This is a genomic window from Streptomyces sp. NPDC019937 (assembly GCF_040631655.1).
Taxonomy (GTDB): Bacteria; Actinomycetota; Actinomycetes; order Streptomycetales; family Streptomycetaceae; genus Streptomyces.
The window spans coordinates 1-15,975 of sequence record NZ_JBEYAL010000059.1 but is presented as its reverse complement, the minus strand read 5'-3'; the positions used below and the strand labels follow the sequence as shown (position 1 = coordinate 15,975).

The 15,975-nt window shown below is 72.9% G+C and carries 14 protein-coding genes; 8 read left to right on the top strand and 6 right to left on the bottom strand.

Going from position 1 to position 15,975, the window contains the following annotated elements; genetic code table 11:
- The first annotated feature begins 4 nt into the window (after positions 1 to 4).
- Entirely contained in the window at positions 5 to 403 is a 399-nt protein-coding gene (locus ABZ562_RS37545; protein WP_361488901.1) for a DUF742 domain-containing protein, read from the top strand.
- Entirely contained in the window at positions 384 to 977 is a 594-nt protein-coding gene (locus ABZ562_RS37540) for an ATP/GTP-binding protein (RefSeq protein ID WP_055556451.1), read from the top strand. The genes ABZ562_RS37545 and ABZ562_RS37540 overlap by 20 nt, the downstream gene beginning before the upstream one ends.
- A 72-nt stretch (positions 978 to 1,049) precedes the next feature.
- Here ABZ562_RS37540 and ABZ562_RS37535 read toward each other — a convergent pair whose 3' ends face one another.
- Both ABZ562_RS37535 and ABZ562_RS37530 read right to left on the bottom strand, forming a co-directional pair.
- Positions 1,050 to 2,240 carry a lipid-transfer protein gene (locus tag ABZ562_RS37535; RefSeq protein ID WP_361488898.1) on the bottom strand — a complete coding sequence of 397 codons (1,191 nt, stop codon included), beginning with the start codon at positions 2,238 to 2,240 and terminating at the stop codon, positions 1,050 to 1,052.
- Positions 2,237 to 2,689 (bottom strand): zinc ribbon domain-containing protein, encoded by a 453-nt coding sequence (locus tag ABZ562_RS37530; RefSeq protein ID WP_361488896.1) that lies wholly within the window; start codon positions 2,687 to 2,689, stop codon positions 2,237 to 2,239. The genes ABZ562_RS37535 and ABZ562_RS37530 overlap by 4 nt, the downstream gene beginning before the upstream one ends.
- Positions 2,690 to 2,774: 85 nt before the next feature.
- Between ABZ562_RS37530 and ABZ562_RS37525 the strand changes: the two genes are divergently transcribed.
- From ABZ562_RS37525 to ABZ562_RS37510, 4 genes are all read left to right on the top strand, one after another.
- Positions 2,775 to 3,845, top strand: a complete 1,071-nt coding sequence (locus ABZ562_RS37525) for an ABC transporter ATP-binding protein (RefSeq protein WP_361488893.1) — start codon at positions 2,775 to 2,777, stop codon at positions 3,843 to 3,845.
- A 92-nt stretch (positions 3,846 to 3,937) separates the two neighbouring features.
- Entirely contained in the window at positions 3,938 to 5,119 is a 1,182-nt protein-coding gene (locus ABZ562_RS37520; RefSeq protein ID WP_361488891.1) for an ABC transporter substrate-binding protein, read from the top strand.
- A 3-nt stretch (positions 5,120 to 5,122) separates the two neighbouring features.
- Positions 5,123 to 5,965 carry an ABC transporter permease gene (locus ABZ562_RS37515; protein ID WP_361488888.1) on the top strand — a complete coding sequence of 281 codons (843 nt, stop codon included), beginning with the start codon at positions 5,123 to 5,125 and terminating at the stop codon, positions 5,963 to 5,965.
- An 11-nt stretch (positions 5,966 to 5,976) separates the two neighbouring features.
- Positions 5,977 to 6,789, top strand: a complete 813-nt coding sequence (locus ABZ562_RS37510) for an ABC transporter permease (RefSeq protein ID WP_361488885.1) — start codon at positions 5,977 to 5,979, stop codon at positions 6,787 to 6,789.
- A gap of 3 nt (positions 6,790 to 6,792) precedes the next feature.
- Here ABZ562_RS37510 and ABZ562_RS37505 read toward each other — a convergent pair whose 3' ends face one another.
- Positions 6,793 to 7,596, bottom strand: a complete 804-nt coding sequence (locus tag ABZ562_RS37505) for a M15 family metallopeptidase (RefSeq protein ID WP_361488882.1) — start codon at positions 7,594 to 7,596, stop codon at positions 6,793 to 6,795.
- 10 nt (positions 7,597 to 7,606) lie between these two features.
- Complete coding sequence (locus ABZ562_RS37500) at positions 7,607 to 10,006, bottom strand: glycoside hydrolase family 31 protein (RefSeq protein WP_361488880.1); 2,400 nt, start codon at positions 10,004 to 10,006, stop codon at positions 7,607 to 7,609.
- 217 nt (positions 10,007 to 10,223) lie between these two features.
- Between ABZ562_RS37500 and ABZ562_RS37495 the strand changes: the two genes are divergently transcribed.
- Positions 10,224 to 12,242 carry an acetoacetate--CoA ligase gene (locus tag ABZ562_RS37495; RefSeq protein ID WP_361488878.1) on the top strand — a complete coding sequence of 673 codons (2,019 nt, stop codon included), beginning with the start codon at positions 10,224 to 10,226 and terminating at the stop codon, positions 12,240 to 12,242.
- A gap of 65 nt (positions 12,243 to 12,307) precedes the next feature.
- Positions 12,308 to 13,258, top strand: coding sequence for a hypothetical protein (locus tag ABZ562_RS37490; protein WP_361488875.1), 951 nt, complete (start codon positions 12,308 to 12,310; stop codon positions 13,256 to 13,258).
- A gap of 73 nt (positions 13,259 to 13,331) precedes the next feature.
- Here ABZ562_RS37490 and ptsP read toward each other — a convergent pair whose 3' ends face one another.
- Together ptsP and ABZ562_RS37480 are read right to left on the bottom strand one after the other, a co-directional pair.
- Positions 13,332 to 15,002 carry a phosphoenolpyruvate--protein phosphotransferase gene (ptsP, locus tag ABZ562_RS37485; protein WP_361488872.1) on the bottom strand — a complete coding sequence of 557 codons (1,671 nt, stop codon included), beginning with the start codon at positions 15,000 to 15,002 and terminating at the stop codon, positions 13,332 to 13,334.
- 95 nt (positions 15,003 to 15,097) lie between these two features.
- The gene (locus ABZ562_RS37480) at positions 15,098 to 15,547 is read right to left on the bottom strand and encodes a PTS glucose transporter subunit IIA (RefSeq protein WP_361488870.1); all 450 of its coding nucleotides are present in this window, start codon (positions 15,545 to 15,547) and stop codon (positions 15,098 to 15,100) included.
- Positions 15,548 to 15,975 lie beyond the last annotated feature (428 nt).

Sequence of the window (15,975 nt, the reverse complement as noted above, 5' to 3'; positions counted from 1 at the left end):
GGAGATGACCGGAGACGGTGCGACCGACGACCGCTGGTTCGACGACGCCGCCGGACCGGTGGTCCGGCCCTACGCGATGACGCGGGGCCGCACCCGCAGCGCCGCGGAGGACAAGCTCGACCTGATCGCCGTCGTCGTCGCCGACCGGGTGGGCACCGGGGGGAGCGTCGCCGACCAGACGTTGTCACCGGAGCACATCGACATCGTCGAACTCAGCCGTGACACCCCACAGTCCGTCGCCGAGCTGGCGGCCGAGCTCGACCTTCCGGTCGGCGTGGTCCGCGTACTCATCGGTGACCTGCTTCACGCGGCACTCGTCCGAGTGTCCCGGCCCGTACCTCCGGCGGAACTGCCGGACGAGAGGATTCTGCGCGAGGTGATCAATGGTCTACGGGCACTCTGACCCGGGCCGCCCCCACATCATCGAACCCGTGACGCTCAAGATTCTCGTGGCGGGCGGATTCGGTGCCGGAAAGACCACCTTGGTGGGCGCGGTCAGCGAGATCAAACCGCTGCGCACCGAGGAGCTGCTCACCGAGGCGGGCAGGCCGGTCGACAACATCGCGGGAGTGGAGGGCAAGAAGACCACCACCGTGGCGATGGACTTCGGGCGCATCACGCTCCGCGAGGACCTGGTGCTGTACCTCTTCGGCACTCCGGGGCAGGACCGCTTCTGGTTCCTGTGGGACGAGCTGGCGACCGGCGCGCTGGGCGCGGTGGTGCTGGCCGACACCCGCCGGCTGGAGGACTGCTTCGCCGCCGTCGACTACTTCGAGCGGCGCGGCATCTCCTTCACGGTGGCCGTCAACTGCTTCGAGGGCGCCGACAGCTACCCGGAGGACTCGGTGCGCGAGGCGCTGGACCTCGACCCGGGCACCCCGGTGGTGATGTGCGACGCGCGCGAGCGCGAGTCCGTCAAGCATGTGCTGATATCGGTGGTGGAACACGCCTTGCTCGCCACCGCGGCCACCCACTGACCGGCCGCTCCGCCGCCCGGATCCGTAACGCCGGATCCCCGCGGCGGAGCCCGTCAGCGCACCGCGCGCACCTCAGCGCACCGCGATCACCGACGAGCCATGGCCGAACAGGCCCTGGTTCGCGGTGATGCCCACTCTCGCCCCCGCCACCTGGCGGTCGCCCGCCCGCCCCCGCAGCTGCTGGGTCAGCTCGTACACCTGGGCGATGGCCTGCGCCGGGACCGCCTCCCCGAAGGAGGCGAGCCCACCGCTCGGATTGACCGGGATCCGGCCGCCGAGCGCCGTCGCGCCCTCACGGAGCAGCCCCGCGCCCTCCCCGGCGCCGCACAGCCCCAGGTCCTCGTACCACTCCAGCTCCAGCGCGGTGGACAGGTCGTACACCTCGGCGAGCGACAGGTCCTCCGGACCGATCCCCGCCTCCTCGTACGCCGCCCGCGCGATCGACGGGCGGAACGCGTCCGCTGCGGAACCGAACCCGGCGGCGGAGTCGGTGGCGATGTCCGGCAGGTCGAGCGCGGTCCGCGGATACTCCGGCGATACGGAGGAGACGGCCCGGATCCGCACCGGGTCCGCCACCCCGTGCCGCCGCGCGAAGTCCACGCTGCTCAGCACGAGCGCCGCGGCCCCGTCCGAGGTTGCGCAGATGTCCAGCAGCCGCAGCGGATCGGCCACCACCGGCGACGCGGCCACCTCCTCGGCGGTCACGGGGGAGCGGTAGCGGGCATGAGGGTTGGCGGCGCCCGCGGCCGCGTTCTTCACCTTCACCGTCGCGAAGTCCTCGGGCGTGTCGCCGTACACCGCCATCCGGCGGCGCGCCCACAGCGCGAAGTACGCCGGGTTGGTGGCGCCCAGCACCCGGAAGCGCAGCCAGTCCGGGTCATCGGGCCGGTCACCGCCGGACGGTGCGAAGAACCCCTTGGGCGCCGCGTCCGCGCCCACCACCAGCACGGTGTCCGCCATTCCGGCCAGGATCTGGGCGCGGGCGGTGTCGATGGCCCGCGCACCGGACGCGCAGGCGGCGTACACGCTGGTGACGCGCGCCCCCTGCCAGCCCAGCGCCCCGGCGAAGGTCGCCCCCGCCACCTGGCCGGGATAGCCGCAGCGCACGGTGTTCGCGCCGACCACCGACGCGATGTCCGGCCAGTCGAGCCCGGCGTCCGCGAGCGCCGCCCGCGCCGCCTTCGTCCCGTACTCCACGAAACTCCGGCCCCATTTGCCCCACGGGTGCATCCCGGCGCCGAGCACCGCCACCTCGCCGGTCATGACCGCGCCTCCGCGGCGACCGGCCGCCAGTGCCAGGTCGACCAGCTCCGCCCGCCCTCCCCGGCCAGCACCCCCGGCACCACCTCGACCTCCATGCCGACCGCCAGATCCGCCACCGTCACCCCGGGCGCGCCCTGCCCGAGCACCACCATCCGCTCGGCGGCCAGCTCCACGGCGATCAGCGTGTACGGCTCCCAGTCGCGCGCGGGATCGGACGGGTACGGCGCGGGCGGGCGGTAGCGGCCGTCGGTGTACGACCACACCCGGCCGCGCCGCGACAGCGGCACCTCCTCCAGCTCCTCACCGGCGCAACCAGGTGCCCGGCAGAAGGTGTCCTCGCGCGGGAAGTACACCGCGCCACAGGCCCGGCAGCGGGTGCCCAGCAGCCGGAAGTCCCCGTCGCCGGAGGTGAACCACCCGGCGACCACGGGCGTACGCGCAGACGCCACGGCCTCTCCTGACGGACGACACGGTGATAACTGACGGTACGTCAGGAGTGTTGCACAGGGATCGCACGCTGGGTAACCCAGGTACATGACGGATGCCAGTGAACGGCGTGAGCCAAGCGTGGCGGAGACGGAAGAGGCGGTCCGCTGCACCGCCGTCACCAAGGAGTTCGGCACCGCCGGTACGGTCCGGGCGCTGGACGCCGTCGACCTCGCCCTCCGCCCGGGCGAGTTCTTCTCGCTCCTCGGCCCCTCCGGCTCGGGCAAGACCACCCTGCTGCGCCTGATCGCCGGGTTCGAGCGGCCCACCAGCGGCCGTATCGAACTCGCCGGGCGGGACGTCACCGCGCTGCCCCCGCACCGCCGTGACGTCCACACCGTCTTCCAGGACTACGCGCTCTTCCCGCACATGACCGTCGAGCAGAACGTGGCGTACGCGCTCACCGTACGAGGCGTCCGCAAGCCGGAGCGCACCGCGCGCGCCCGCGAGGCCCTCGCCACCGTCCGCCTCGACGGCTTCGCCTCCCGCCGCCCCGACGCGCTCTCCGGCGGCCAGCGCCAGCGCGTCGCCCTCGCCCGGGCCCTCGTCGACCGGCCCGCCGTCCTGCTCCTCGACGAACCGCTCGGCGCCCTCGACCTCCGGCTCCGCCAGGAGATGCAGACCGAGCTGAAGGAACTCCAGCGCACCACCGGCATCACCTTCCTCCTGGTCACCCACGACCAGGAGGAGGCGCTGACCATGAGCGACCGCGTCGCCGTCGTCGCGGGCGGCCGGATCGAGCAGACCGGCCCGCCCGTGGAGGTGTACGAACGCCCCGCCACCGCTTTCGTCGCGGGCTTCGTCGGCACCACCAACCTGCTGCGCGGCGAGGCCGCCGTCCGGGTGATCGGCCGCCCCGGCGCGTACAGCATCCGCCCCGAGCGCATCCGGCTCGCCGACCCCGCCGACACGCCCCTCGACGGCGAGCGCACGGTCACGGGGCGCATCGCCGACATCGTGCACGCCGGGGCGCACACCCGCTTCACCGTCGCGCTTCCGCACGGCGACCGGCTCACCGTGCACCGGCAGAACCTCTCCGAACTCCCGCCCACCGCCCGCCCGCAGGCCGAGATCAGGCTGGTCTGGGACGAGAAGGACGCCTTCCCGGTGCCCAGTTGACCTTCTCATTGCCGAAGGCACCCTGGCGTCGGCATGAGGGACGCGCGGATACTGACGGGGCCTCGAGCACCACGTGGGACGAGGAGGACCGGATGCGGAAACGGACGACATCCGCGTGGAGGTCCGCGGCAGCCGTGTGCGCGCTGCTGCTGACCGCCGCTGGCTGCGGATCCGACGACGACGGCGGCAAGGCCGCACACGCCCCCGACAAGCTCGGCAAGGGCGAGGGCAAGGTCAACATCATCGCCTGGGCGGGCTATGCCGAGGACGGCTCCAACGACCCCAAGGCCGACTGGGTACACCCCTTCGAGAAGAAGACCGGCTGCCAGGTCAACACCAAGACCGCGGGCACCTCCGACGAGATGGTCTCCCTCATGAAGACCGGCCAGTACGACACGGTCTCCGCCTCCGGCGACGCCACCCTGCGCCTCATCGCCTCCGGCGACGCCGCCCCCGTCAACACCAAGCTGGTGCCCCACTACAAGGACATCTTCCCGGCCCTCAAACAGCAGCCGTTCAACTCCAGGGACGGCCGCATGTACGGCATCCCGCACGGCCGCGGCGCCAACCTCCTCATGTACCGCACCGACAAGGTCAAGCCCGCGCCCGACTCCTGGCGCGCCGTCTTCGACGACGCCGCCGCGCACAACGGCCGGGTCACCGCGTACGACTCGCCCATCTACATCGCCGACGCGGCCCTCTATCTGATGCGAGCCAAACCGTCGCTCGGCATCAAGAACCCGTACGCGCTCGACTCCCGGCAGCTCGACGCCGCCGTCACCCTGCTCAAGAAGCAGCACCGGGCGGTCGGCGAGTACTGGAGCGACTACCAGAAGGAAATCACCGCATTCAAGGGCGGCGACAGCGTCATCGGCACCACCTGGCAGGTCATCGCGAACCTCGCCCGGGCCGAGAAGGCGCCCGTCAAGGCCGTGCTCCCCAAGGAGGGCGCCACCGGCTGGTCCGACACCTGGATGGTCTCCGCGAAGGCCGAACACCCCAACTGCGCCTACAAGTGGCTCGACTGGATCGTCTCCCCGAAGGTCAACGCCCAGGTCGCCGAGTACTTCGGCGAGGCCCCCGCCAACCGCAAGGCGTGCGCCGAGACCGCCGACCCGAACCACTGCGCCGTCTTCCACGCCGACGACGAGAAGTACTTCCAGCGCGTCCACTTCTGGACCACGCCCATCAAACAGTGCCTCGACGGCCGCAAGAACACCACCTGCACCGACTACGCCCAGTGGACCCGCGCCTGGACCGAGGTCAAGGGCTAGCGCGTGTCCCGCGCATCGGGCCGGGCGCGGCTGCGCCTGGCCGCGCTCCTCGGACCGCCGCTGCTGTGGCTGACCCTCGCCTACCTCGGCTCGCTCGCCGTCCTCCTCCTCTCCGCCTTCTGGACCACCGACTCCTTCACCTCCGACGTCGTCCGCACCTGGAACACCGACAACGTCCACGAACTGCTGACCACCCCCGTCTACCGCACCATCGCGCTGCGCACCCTCACCACCGCCGCCGCCGTCACCGTCCTCGACGCGCTCCTCGCCCTCCCCATGGCGTTCTGCATGGCGCGCGTCGCGGGCCCGCGGTGGCGCCGGCCGCTGCTGGTGGCCGTGCTCACCCCGCTGTGGGCCAGCTACCTGGTCAAGGCGTACGCCTGGCGGGTGATGCTCGGCGAGGACGGCGTGGTCAACTCCGTGCTCTCCCCGCTCGGACTGCACGGGCCCGGCTACGGCACCACCGCCGTCGTCCTGGTGCTCGCCTACCTGTGGCTGCCGTACATGATCCTCCCGGTGTACGCGGCCCTGGAACGGCTCCCCGAACGCACCCTGGAAGCCTCCGCCGACCTCGGCGCCGGCACCTGGCGCACCCTGCGCTCGGTCGTCCTGCCCGCCGTACGCCCCGCCCTGCTCGCCGGATCCGTCTTCACCTTCTCGCTCAGCCTCGGCGACTACATCGCCGTGCAGATCGTCGGCGGCAAGACCCAGCTCCTCGGCAACGCCATCGCCTCCCAGGTCACCCTCGACCTGCCGATGGCCGCCGCGCTCTCCGCCGTGCCCGTCGTCCTCATCGTCTGCTACCTGGCCGCCGTACGCCGCGCCGGCGCCCTCGACTCGCTCTAGGAGAACGCAGGATGAGGCTGTCGCGCACCGCCCGGATCGTCCTCGGCTGCGTCACCGCCGCCGGACTCGCCGTCGTCTACGCGCCGTTGCTGCTCGTCCTGCTCAACTCCTTCAACGCCGACCGCTCCTTCGGCTGGCCGCCCAGCGGCCTCACCGGCCAGTGGTGGCGAGCCGCCCTGCACAACCAGGGCGCCCGCGACGCCCTGCTCACCTCGCTCAAGGCCGGGCTCGCCGCCACCGGGATCGCCCTGTGCCTGGGCACCATGGCCGCGTACGCCGTCCACCGGCACCGCTTCTTCGGCCGCCGGACCGTGTCCTTCCTGCTGGTGCTGCCGATCGCGCTGCCCGGCATCGTCAGCGGCATCGCCCTCAACGCCGCCTTCCGCACGGTCCTGGGCCCGCTCGGCATCGGCTTCGGCCTGTTCACGGTGGTCGTCGGGCACGCCACCTTCTGCGTCGTGGTCGTCTTCAACAACGTGGCGGCCCGGCTGCGTCGCATCGCGCCCTCGATGGCCGAGGCGTCCGCGGACCTCGGGGCGCGCCCCTGGCAGACCTTCCGCCACGTCACCTTCCCGGCCATGCGCTCGGCGCTCTTCGCGGGCGCGCTGCTCGCCTTCGCGCTCTCCTTCGACGAGATCGTGGTGACGACCTTCACCGCCGGCCCCGGCACCCGCACCCTGCCCATCTGGATCTACGAGAACCTGGCCCGGCCCCACCAGGCCCCCGTCGTCAACGTCGTCGCCGCGACGCTCATCGCCCTGTCCGTGGTGCCCGTGGCCATCGCGCAGCGGCTGTCCTCGGACACCGCGGGCGGGCGGCTGTGAGTCTCAGTGCCTCGTCAGCGACCGGCGCGAGACGGGGAAGTCGAAGAAGGTGTCCGGGAACGGCTCCGGCTGGTACGTGTAGTGCCACCACTCCTCGGCCAGATTGACGAAGCCCTGGGCCTCCATCGCGCCCTTGAGCAGCAGCCGGTTGGCCCGCTGCGTGCCCTTGATCCGCGGATCGAGGGTGTGCGAGAGGGTGTCGAAGCAGTCGTAACCGGTGCCCATGTCCACCGAGTTGTCGGGGAAGCGGTCCTTCTTCGGCGCGTAGCAGGGCACCAGCTTCTCGCCCGGCACGTACGGGCGGGTCGGCAGCGCGGGCAGCTTCGCGATCGTCAGGTCCATGGTGCTGCCCCGGCTGTGCCCCGACTTCTCGGCGATGTAGCCGTCCTCGAACAGCCGGGTCTTGTCGACGTCCGGATAGAACTCGCGCTTCATCCGCTGGTCGTCGAGGTCCTTCGCCCAGTCGACGAAGGTGTCCACCGCGCGCTGCGGCCGGTAGCAGTCGTACACCTTCAGGGTGTAGCCCCGGCGCAGCAGCTGACGCTGCACCCGGTGCAGCGCCCTGGCCGCCGGGCGGGTCAGCAGGCACAGGGGCTCGCGATAGCCGTCCACGGGGCGGCCGGTGAAGTTGTGCGGCGTGAAGTACCGGATCTCCTGGCGGATCGTCGGGTCCACATCGCTCAGCGCCACGAACTCCTTCGGCGCCTCGGGCCCGGCCTCCGCCTGCGCCGGGGCGGGCGAGGCGAGGGCCATGAGAGCGGCGACGGGCAGGGCGAGCGCGCGCAGCGCGGTGGTGAGTCTTGGCATGCACACCCAACTACCCCGTGCCGCCGGGCCGCGAACCACCCCGGACCCGCACCGGATACCCCGCCTCGACGCCGCCCTCCCGCTCGACCCGCACCTCGTCCCCGCGCAGCCGGGAGACGAACCGCACCAGCTCCGCCTCGGCCCAGCCGTCGCCCGCGTCCACCGCCATCGCCCCGCCGCCCTTGCGCCCCTGACACGGCGCCCACACCTCCAGCTCCACGCCGCCGTCCGGCGCCGCGACGGGTATCACCGCGCCCGCCCGGGCCAGCACCGGGATCCGGGACAGCGGGGCGTCCACCACCACCTGCCCGGGGCCCTCGTAGGCGCGGCCGGTCGCCGTGTCGTACCAGCGGCCGCGCGGCAGCCGCACCGCCCGCCGCACCGCGCCCTCCTCCAGCACCGGCGCCACCAGCAGCGCGTCGCCCAGCAGGAAGGCGTCCTCGCAGTCGCGCAAGCCGCGGTCCTTCGGCTGCCGCCACCACACGGGCCGCACATAGGGCGCGCCGGTACGCTCCGCCAGCCGCGCCAGCGTCATGAAGTACGGCAGCAGCCGCTGCCGCTCGCGCAGCGCCGCCGCCGCGTGCTCCAGCACCGTGGCCCCGAACTCCCACGGCTCGCGCCGCCCGGCCGCGATCGCCGAATGCGTACGGAACAGCGGCAGATACGCGCCCAGCTGGAACCAGCGCAGATACAGCTCCGGCGACGGAGAACCGGTGAAGCCGCCGATGTCCGGGCCCGAGTACGGAACCCCCGACAGACCGAGCCCGATCACCAGCGCCAGCGAGGCCCGCAGCCCCGGCCAGCCCGTCGTCACACCACCGGACCAGCTGCCCCCGTACCGCTGGAGCCCCGCCCAGCCGGAGCGGGAGAACAGGAAGGGCCGCTCGTCGGGGCGCAGCTCGCCGAGCCCCTCGTACCCGGCCCGGGCCATGGCCAGCCCGTACACGTTGTGCGCCTCCCGGTGGTCCCCGCCCCGGCCCTCCAGGGCGTGCCGGGCCGAGCGCGGCAGCGTGGGCTCGCCGAAGGCGGCGAACGACACCGGCTCGCATCTGTCGTGCCACACCCCGGAGAAGCCCTGCTCCAGCCGCTCCGCGTACAGCCCGCCCCACCACTTGCGCACCCGCGGATCGGTGAAGTCCGGGAACACCGACTCGCCCGCCCACACCACCCCGCGCACCTCCCGGCCGCGGGCGTCGGTCACGAACCCCTCCGCCGCCGACCCGCTGTCGTACACCGCGTTGCCCGGCTCCGCCTTCACCGCCGGGTCCACGATCGACACCAGCCGCACCCCGTCCCCGCGCAGTTCCGCGGCGAGCCCCGGCAGATCGGGGAAGCGCGCCGCGTCCACCGTGAAGACCCGGTGCCCGGACAGATGGTCGATGTCCAGGTGCAGCGCCGACAGCGGCAGGTCCCGCTCCCGGTAGCCCGCCACCACCCGCCGCACCTCCTGTGCGTCGCCGAACCCCCGGCGCGCGTGGTGGTGGCCGAGCGCCCAGCCCGGCGGGACCGCGGGGGAGCCGGTCAGCGCCGCCCAGCCGTGCAGCACCCGGGCCGGGGTGCCCACGAACACCCAGTAGCGCAGCGGCCCGCCCTCCATGCGCATCCGCACACCACCCGGCCGGTCGTGCCCCGAGCCCGCGCCCTCCTCGCCCTCCCGCAGGCCGACCGTGCCGTCCCACGAGTTGTCGTGGAACACCAGATGGGTGCCCGCGTCGGCCACCACCAGCTGCACCGGCATCGTCAGATACAGCGGATCGTCGCCCGGCCCGAAGCCGCCGCCGGGGTCGGTGTTCCACAGCCGGTACGAGCCGTCCCGCAGCCGCGGCCCGCCCGCCCGTCCGCCGAGCCCGAAGAACCGCGCGTCCGCCGCCACCTCCGACCGCTGGTGCCAGCGCGAGCCCGGCACCCCCGCAGCCCCGCCCTCGCAGCCCCGGTCGACCACCGCCCCGGCCGGCTCCCACCAGCGCGGCGGCAGATCCCGCCGCAGCACCACCCCGCCCGGAGTGCGCACCTCCACCGCGCCCATCCGCGACACCGCGACCGTCACCCGCTCCGACACCACCCGCCAGCCGCCGTCCGTGTCCGGCTCCAGCTGGGCCCGCTCGTCCGCCTCCGGACAGGCCCCGTCCAGCGCGTACGACGGCTCCGGCTCGGCCCCGTCCCAGCCGCAGAACACCGCCCCGCCCGCCGCCACCCGCACCCGCAGCGAGGACCGCGCGAACCGCACCACGCCACCGCCCGGCTGCGGATCCGCGCCCTCCACCACACCCGGCACCCGGGCCAGCTCCGCGCCCCGCCGCGGCAGTCCGGTCGCGTCCGTGCGGCGGCGCCGCCACGCCCAGCGCAGGGAGCGCAGCCCCCGCGCCGTACCGACCACTTTCACCGACCGCACCAGGCCACGCGCATTCATACTGATCACTGTGCCATTGACGAGGCAGGACGCGACCATAGTTCAACTGCCGTTCACCCGTGGTCGTCCCACATGCCACCCACCGCGGATGTGGAGTGGCGCCCCTGGTGCACAAGTCGATCACATGGCATCGTCCTGCTCGGACGCCGAAGCAGCCGACGACGCGGACCAACCGGATCTAGCGCACCGAAGCGGACCTCCCGGGAGCCGAACACAGATGAACACCGCAGCGCACCCCGACCACCTGCCCGGCCCCCTGTGGCAGCCCGGCGCGGACCGGATCGCCCGCGCCCAGCTGACCCGCTTCCACGCCTGGGCGGCCGAGCGGCACGGCGCGCCCGCCGCCCTCCCCGGCGACCCGGCCGCGAGCTACGCCGCGCTGCACCGCTGGTCGGTGGAGGAGCTGGAGACCTTCTGGCAGTCGGTCGCCGAGTGGTTCGAGGTGCGCTTCGGCACCCCGTACGACACCGTGCTCGCCGACCCCGCCATGCCCGGCGCCCGCTGGTTCCCCGGCGCCACCCTCAACTACGCCGAACACGCCCTGCGCGCGGGCGAGGACCCCGCCCGCGCCGACGACCCCGCGCTGCTGCACGTCGACGAGACCCACGAGCCCCGCCCCGTCACCTGGGCCGAGCTGCGCGCCCGGGTCGGCGCGGCCGCCGCCGCCCTGCGGCGCCTCGGCGTCCGCCCCGGCGACCGGGTCAGCGGCTACCTGCCCAACATCCCGCAGGCCGCCATCGCCTTCCTCGCCACCGCCGCCGTCGGCGGGGTATGGACCTCCTGCGCCCCCGACTTCGGCGCGCGCAGCGTCCTGGACCGCTTCCAGCAGGTCGAACCGGTCGTCCTGTTCACCGTCGACGGCTACTCTTACGGCGGCAAGACCCACGACCGCACCGAGACCGTCGCCGAGCTGCGCCGCGAACTGCCCACCGTGCGCGCCGTCGTCCACATCCCGCTGCTGGGCACCCCCGCCCCCGAGGGCGCGCTCGCCTGGGACGACCTGGTCCGCGAGGGGACGGAACCGGTCTTCGAGCAGGTGCCCTTCGACCACCCGCTGTGGGTGCTCTACTCCTCCGGCACCACCGGACTGCCCAAGGCGATCGTGCAGTCCCAGGGCGGCATCCTGCTGGAACACCTCAAGCAGCTGGGCCTGCACAGCGACCTCGGCCCCGAGGACCGCTTCTTCTGGTACACCTCCACCGGCTGGATGATGTGGAACTTCCTGGTGTCCGGGCTGCTCGTCGGCGCCACCGTGGTGCTGTACGACGGCAGCCCCGGCCACCCGGACACCGCCGCCCAGTGGCGCATCGCCGAGCGCACCGGCACCACCCTGTACGGCACCTCCGCCGCGTACGTCATGGCCTGCCGCAAGGCCGGTGTCCATCCGGGGCGCGACTTCGACCTGTCCCGGGTGAAGTGCGTCGCCACCACCGGCTCACCGCTGCCACCGGACGGCTTCCGCTGGATCCACGACGAGGTGGCGGAGGACATGTGGATCGCCTCCGTCAGCGGCGGCACCGATGTGTGCAGCTGCTTCGCGGGCGCCGTGCCCACCCTCCCCGTCCACATCGGCGAGCTGCAGGCCCCCGGCCTCGGCACCGACCTCCAGGCATGGGACCCACAGGGCCGGCCGGTGACCGACGAGGTCGGCGAGCTGGTCGTCACCCGCCCCATGCCGTCCATGCCGGTCCGCTTCTGGAACGACCCCGACGGCAGCCGCTACCGCGACAGCTACTTCGAGATGTTCCCCGGCGTCTGGCGCCACGGCGACTGGATCACCCTCACCTCGCGCGGCACCGTCGTCATCCACGGCCGCTCCGACTCCACCCTCAACCGGCAGGGCGTACGGATGGGGTCCGCCGACATCTACGAGGCGGTCGAACGCCTCCCCGAGATCCGCGAATCCCTCGTCATCGGCGTCGAACAGCCCGACGGCGGCTACTGGATGCCGCTCTTCGTCCACCTCGCCCCGGGCGCCACCCTCGACGACGAGCTGCTGGCCCGCATCAAGAGCACCATCCGCGCCGAGCTGTCCCCGCGCCACGTCCCCGACGAGGTCATCGAGGTCCCGGGCGTCCCCCACACCCTCACCGGCAAGCGCATCGAGGTCCCGGTCAAGCGGCTCCTGCAGGGCACGGCCCTGGACAAGGCCGTCAACCCGGGATCCGTGGACGACCTGGAGCTGCTGCGCTACTACGAGCGGCTGGCCCGGACGAAGGGCGTCGCCGCCGACTGAGGGAGCGTTGTCGGTGCCCCCGGTTACGGTGAGTGAGCACTGAACGTTTGCGCTGAGGGGGAGTCATGGCGCACACCGACACCGGAACCGGCGGCCCCGGCCGCACCCACGACCACGGCGACGACCGCGGCACGCCCACCGCGATCCGCGCCCTGCGCAAGGAAGTGCCCAGCGTGGTGGCGCTGTTGGCGGCCGAGGAGGACTTCGCCGCCATGCGGCGTTACGCGTCGTTCGGCTTCGACGACCATGCCCGGTACCTGCGGCGGATGGAGGGGCTGCTGCGGGCGCTCTCGTCACAGGGCGTGCACACCACCGTCGCCCTCTTCGACCCGGTGGCCTACCAGGAGTACTGCGCGCACACCCGGCTCGACCCGGACACCCCCGCAAGCCGCAGCCGCTTCACGGCGGAGGTGGCGTCCACGGGTGCCACCGTCGTCTACGAGGGCCAGTCCGTCGACCAGTTGCTGCCACGCCTGATCACCGCGGCCGAGGAGCGCGCCACCTGGGAGTACGCGTCGGCCGTGCTCGCCCGCGCGGGCGGCCGTGACGGCTGCGACGCCTGTGGGGACGGCACCGGCCGCGCGGCGTTCGACCGCGCCACGGCCGCGCTGTACGCGGTGCTCGACGCGGCGGGACCGGGCCTGCACCACCTGGTGTGCAGCGTCCCGGTGGACGACACCCCGCTGGCCGCCGTGGTGCACGCCACCGTGCGCGAAGGCCGGCCGCCGAGGCTCGCCGAGCCCGGCGCCCTCGTCTTCCGCACCGTGCTGGCCTGCGGCATCGCCACCGGAAGCCCCGGCGGCATCGTCCTGCGGACGAGCCGGCCCGGAGCGCCGGACACGGTCCGCGGCTGGGCGCTGCGCGACGGCTGGCCCCGCCCACTGAGCGAGGCCGAGGTGTTCACCGCGTACTGCACCGACGCCCGGACCGGTGAGCCGATCCCGCCGGAGCACGGCGTCGAGTACCGGGCGGGCCTCCCCCTGCCCAGGCCGCTGCCCCGGCCCGAGGAGGAGTGACACGGCGAAGGGCCCGTCCCACCGCGGTCACCGCGGCGGGACGGGCCCTCTCGCCCTGCTTCAGCTCATCGGCTCACTCGCCGGACAGCACCGCCTGCGCGGCCCGGCGGGCGTCCTCGGCGGTGTCCGCCGCGCGCGCCGCCGAAGCGGCCCGCTCGCACTGGGCGAGGGTGTGCTTGGCCAGCGTGGCGCGGACATACGGGATCGACGCGGCACCCATGGAGAGGCTGGTGACGCCCAGACCGGTCAGCACACACGCCAGCAGCGGGTCCGACGCGGCCTCACCGCACACCCCGCAGCTCTTGCCCTCGGCCTGCGCGGCCTCGGCCGACGCCGCGACCAGGTCGAGCAGCGCGGGCTGCCACGGGTCCTGCAACCGCGACACCGCCCCCACCTGGCGGTCCGCGGCGAATGTGTACTGGGCCAGGTCATTGGTGCCCAGCGACAGGAACTCGACCTCCTGGAGGATCGAGCGGGCCCGCAGCGCGGCCGACGGAATCTCCACCATCGCGCCGAACTTGGCCTGCAGTCCGGCCTCCCGGCACGCGTCCGCGAACGCCTTGGCGTCCAGCCGGTCGGCCACCATCGGCGCCATGACCTCGAGATAGACCGGCAGCCCCTCGGCCGCCTTGGCCAGCGCCGTCAATTGCGTCCGCAGTACCTCGGGGTGGTCCAGCAGCGTGCGCAGCCCGCGTACGCCCAGCGCCGGGTTGGGCTCATCGGACGGGGTGAGGAAGTCCAGCGGCTTGTCCGCACCCGCGTCCAGGACCCGGACCACCACCCGGCCCTCGGGGAACGCCTCCAGCACCTGCCGGTAGGCCTCGGTCTGCTTCTCCTCCGACGGCGCCTTCGTGCTGTCGTCCAGGAAGAGGAACTCGGTCCGGAACAGCCCCACGCCCTCGGCGCCCGCCTCGACCGCCGCCGGTACGTCCGCCGGACCGCCGACGTTCGCCAGCAGCGGCACCTTGTGCCCGTCGGATGTCGCCCCCGGACCGGACGAGGCGGCCAGCGCCGCCCGCCGCTCCTCGGCGGCCCGGGTCAGCTCCGCCCGCTTCTCCTCGCTCGGCGACACGAAGATCTCGCCCGTGCTGCCGTCCACGGCGATCATGGTGCCCTCGACCAGCTCCCCGGCACCGGGCAGCGCCACCACGGCCGGGACCCCGAGGGCGCGCGCCAGGATCGCGCTGTGGCTCGTCGGCCCGCCCTCCTCGGTCACGAAGCCGAGCACCAGGGTCGGGTCGAGGAGCGCCGTGTCGGCCGGGGCGAGATCGCGAGCGATCAGTACGTACGGCTCGTCGCTGTCGGGCACGCCCGGCATCGGCACACCCAGCAGCCGCGCCACGATCCGGTTCCGCACGTCATCGAGGTCGGCCACCCGGCCCGCCAGGTACTCCCCGGCCCCGGCCAGCAGCGCCCGGTACGCGGCGAAGGCGTCGTACACCGCGCGCTCGGCGGTGCTGCCCACCGCGATCCGCCGCTCGACGTCGGCGATCAGCTCCGGGTCCTGCGCCATCATGGCCTGCGCCTCGAGCACGGCCTGGGCCTCACCGCCCGCGAGGTTGCCGCGCGCGATCAGATCCGCCGATACGGCCTCCACCGCCTGGCGCGCCCGACCCTGCTCACGCGGCGCCTCGTCGGCCGGAATCTGCTTCGCGGGCGGCTCCAGTACCGCCGTGCCCATGTGGCGCACCTCGCCGATGGCCACCCCGTGGCTCACGCCGACGCCTCGCAGCGTTGTCTCCATGTCACCTGTCCCCGGTTGATACGGCGGAACCCCGCCGTGGTGGATGTCGTACTAGCCGTCGACGCCGCCCGGACCGGTTCCGGACGGCGTCGGGGTCACGTCCAGCTGAAGAGCGCGTCGCCCGGCTTCACATCGCCGTCCTCCCGGACCGCGGCAAGGGAATCGGTCGTGGCCTCCAGGGCCACGACCGGACAGATCGGCGACTTACCGGCGGCCACGGCCGCCGCGGGGTCCCAGCGCACGATCGCGTCACCGCGCTTCACGGTGTCCCCCTTGTTGATGAGGACATCGAAGCCGTCACCGTTGAGCTGCACGGTGTCGATCCCGAGGTGGGTGAGGACCCCGTGCCCGTCCTCGTCCACGACCACGAACGCGTGCGGGTGCAGCGAGACGACGATGCCGTCGACCGGAGCCACGGCCACACAGGTCTCGAGCACCGGGTCGATCGCCGTACCCGGACCGACCATGGCGCCCGAGAACACGGGATCGGGAACCGCTGTCAGTCCGATCGCGCGCCCGGCGAGCGGAGACGTCACGGTGGTCATGGGAGGCCTCCCGGGGTGAAGATCCATCTCGCGCCGTCACCGCCTGTCCCGGACAGCGCACTGCCCAGAAGCGTAAGTCATAGGAACTTGGGATTCCGCACAAGCGGCGCAGGCCGGAGACCCCCGGAGGACCCCGAATCGATTTGCCACGGCCGCGTGAGGCGCTGTACTGTCGTACTCCTGCCCATCCGGATGAAGCATCGCAGTCAACTGCGGACTCGTCCAGGTGAGGGCGGCACCTTCAGTCACTTGATCCAAATCTCGGATCTGCTTTCGCATGCCATGCGAAAGACACGGATTCGGAGAGCGGAAAAAGGTCTGATAGTGTGTGAGACACGAAAGGCCGGAAAGCCGAAAGGCTGAAAGGTCCGGAGGGAAAAGCCCGGAGAAACCGGTGATACGGTTTCAAAGGAAGCGTCCGTTCCTTG

What these genes read in the sequence shown, in the direction of transcription:
- ABZ562_RS37545 (WP_361488901.1), top strand. Translation starts at nt 5, where the DNA reads ATGACCGGAGACGGTGCGACCGACGACCGCTGGTTCGACGACGCCGCC.
- ABZ562_RS37540 (WP_055556451.1), top strand. Translation starts at nt 384, where the DNA reads ATGGTCTACGGGCACTCTGACCCGGGCCGCCCCCACATCATCGAACCC.
- ABZ562_RS37535 (WP_361488898.1), bottom strand. Translation starts at nt 2,240, where the DNA reads ATGACCGGCGAGGTGGCGGTGCTCGGCGCCGGGATGCACCCGTGGGGC.
- ABZ562_RS37525 (WP_361488893.1), top strand. Translation starts at nt 2,775, where the DNA reads ATGACGGATGCCAGTGAACGGCGTGAGCCAAGCGTGGCGGAGACGGAA.
- ABZ562_RS37520 (WP_361488891.1), top strand. Translation starts at nt 3,938, where the DNA reads ATGCGGAAACGGACGACATCCGCGTGGAGGTCCGCGGCAGCCGTGTGC.
- ABZ562_RS37510 (WP_361488885.1), top strand. Translation starts at nt 5,977, where the DNA reads ATGAGGCTGTCGCGCACCGCCCGGATCGTCCTCGGCTGCGTCACCGCC.
- ABZ562_RS37505 (WP_361488882.1), bottom strand. Translation starts at nt 7,596, where the DNA reads ATGCCAAGACTCACCACCGCGCTGCGCGCGCTCGCCCTGCCCGTCGCC.
- ABZ562_RS37500 (WP_361488880.1), bottom strand. Translation starts at nt 10,006, where the DNA reads ATGAATGCGCGTGGCCTGGTGCGGTCGGTGAAAGTGGTCGGTACGGCG.
- ABZ562_RS37495 (WP_361488878.1), top strand. Translation starts at nt 10,224, where the DNA reads ATGAACACCGCAGCGCACCCCGACCACCTGCCCGGCCCCCTGTGGCAG.
- ABZ562_RS37490 (WP_361488875.1), top strand. Translation starts at nt 12,308, where the DNA reads ATGGCGCACACCGACACCGGAACCGGCGGCCCCGGCCGCACCCACGAC.
- ptsP (WP_361488872.1), bottom strand. Translation starts at nt 15,002, where the DNA reads ATGGAGACAACGCTGCGAGGCGTCGGCGTGAGCCACGGGGTGGCCATC.
- ABZ562_RS37480 (WP_361488870.1), bottom strand. Translation starts at nt 15,547, where the DNA reads ATGACCACCGTGACGTCTCCGCTCGCCGGGCGCGCGATCGGACTGACA.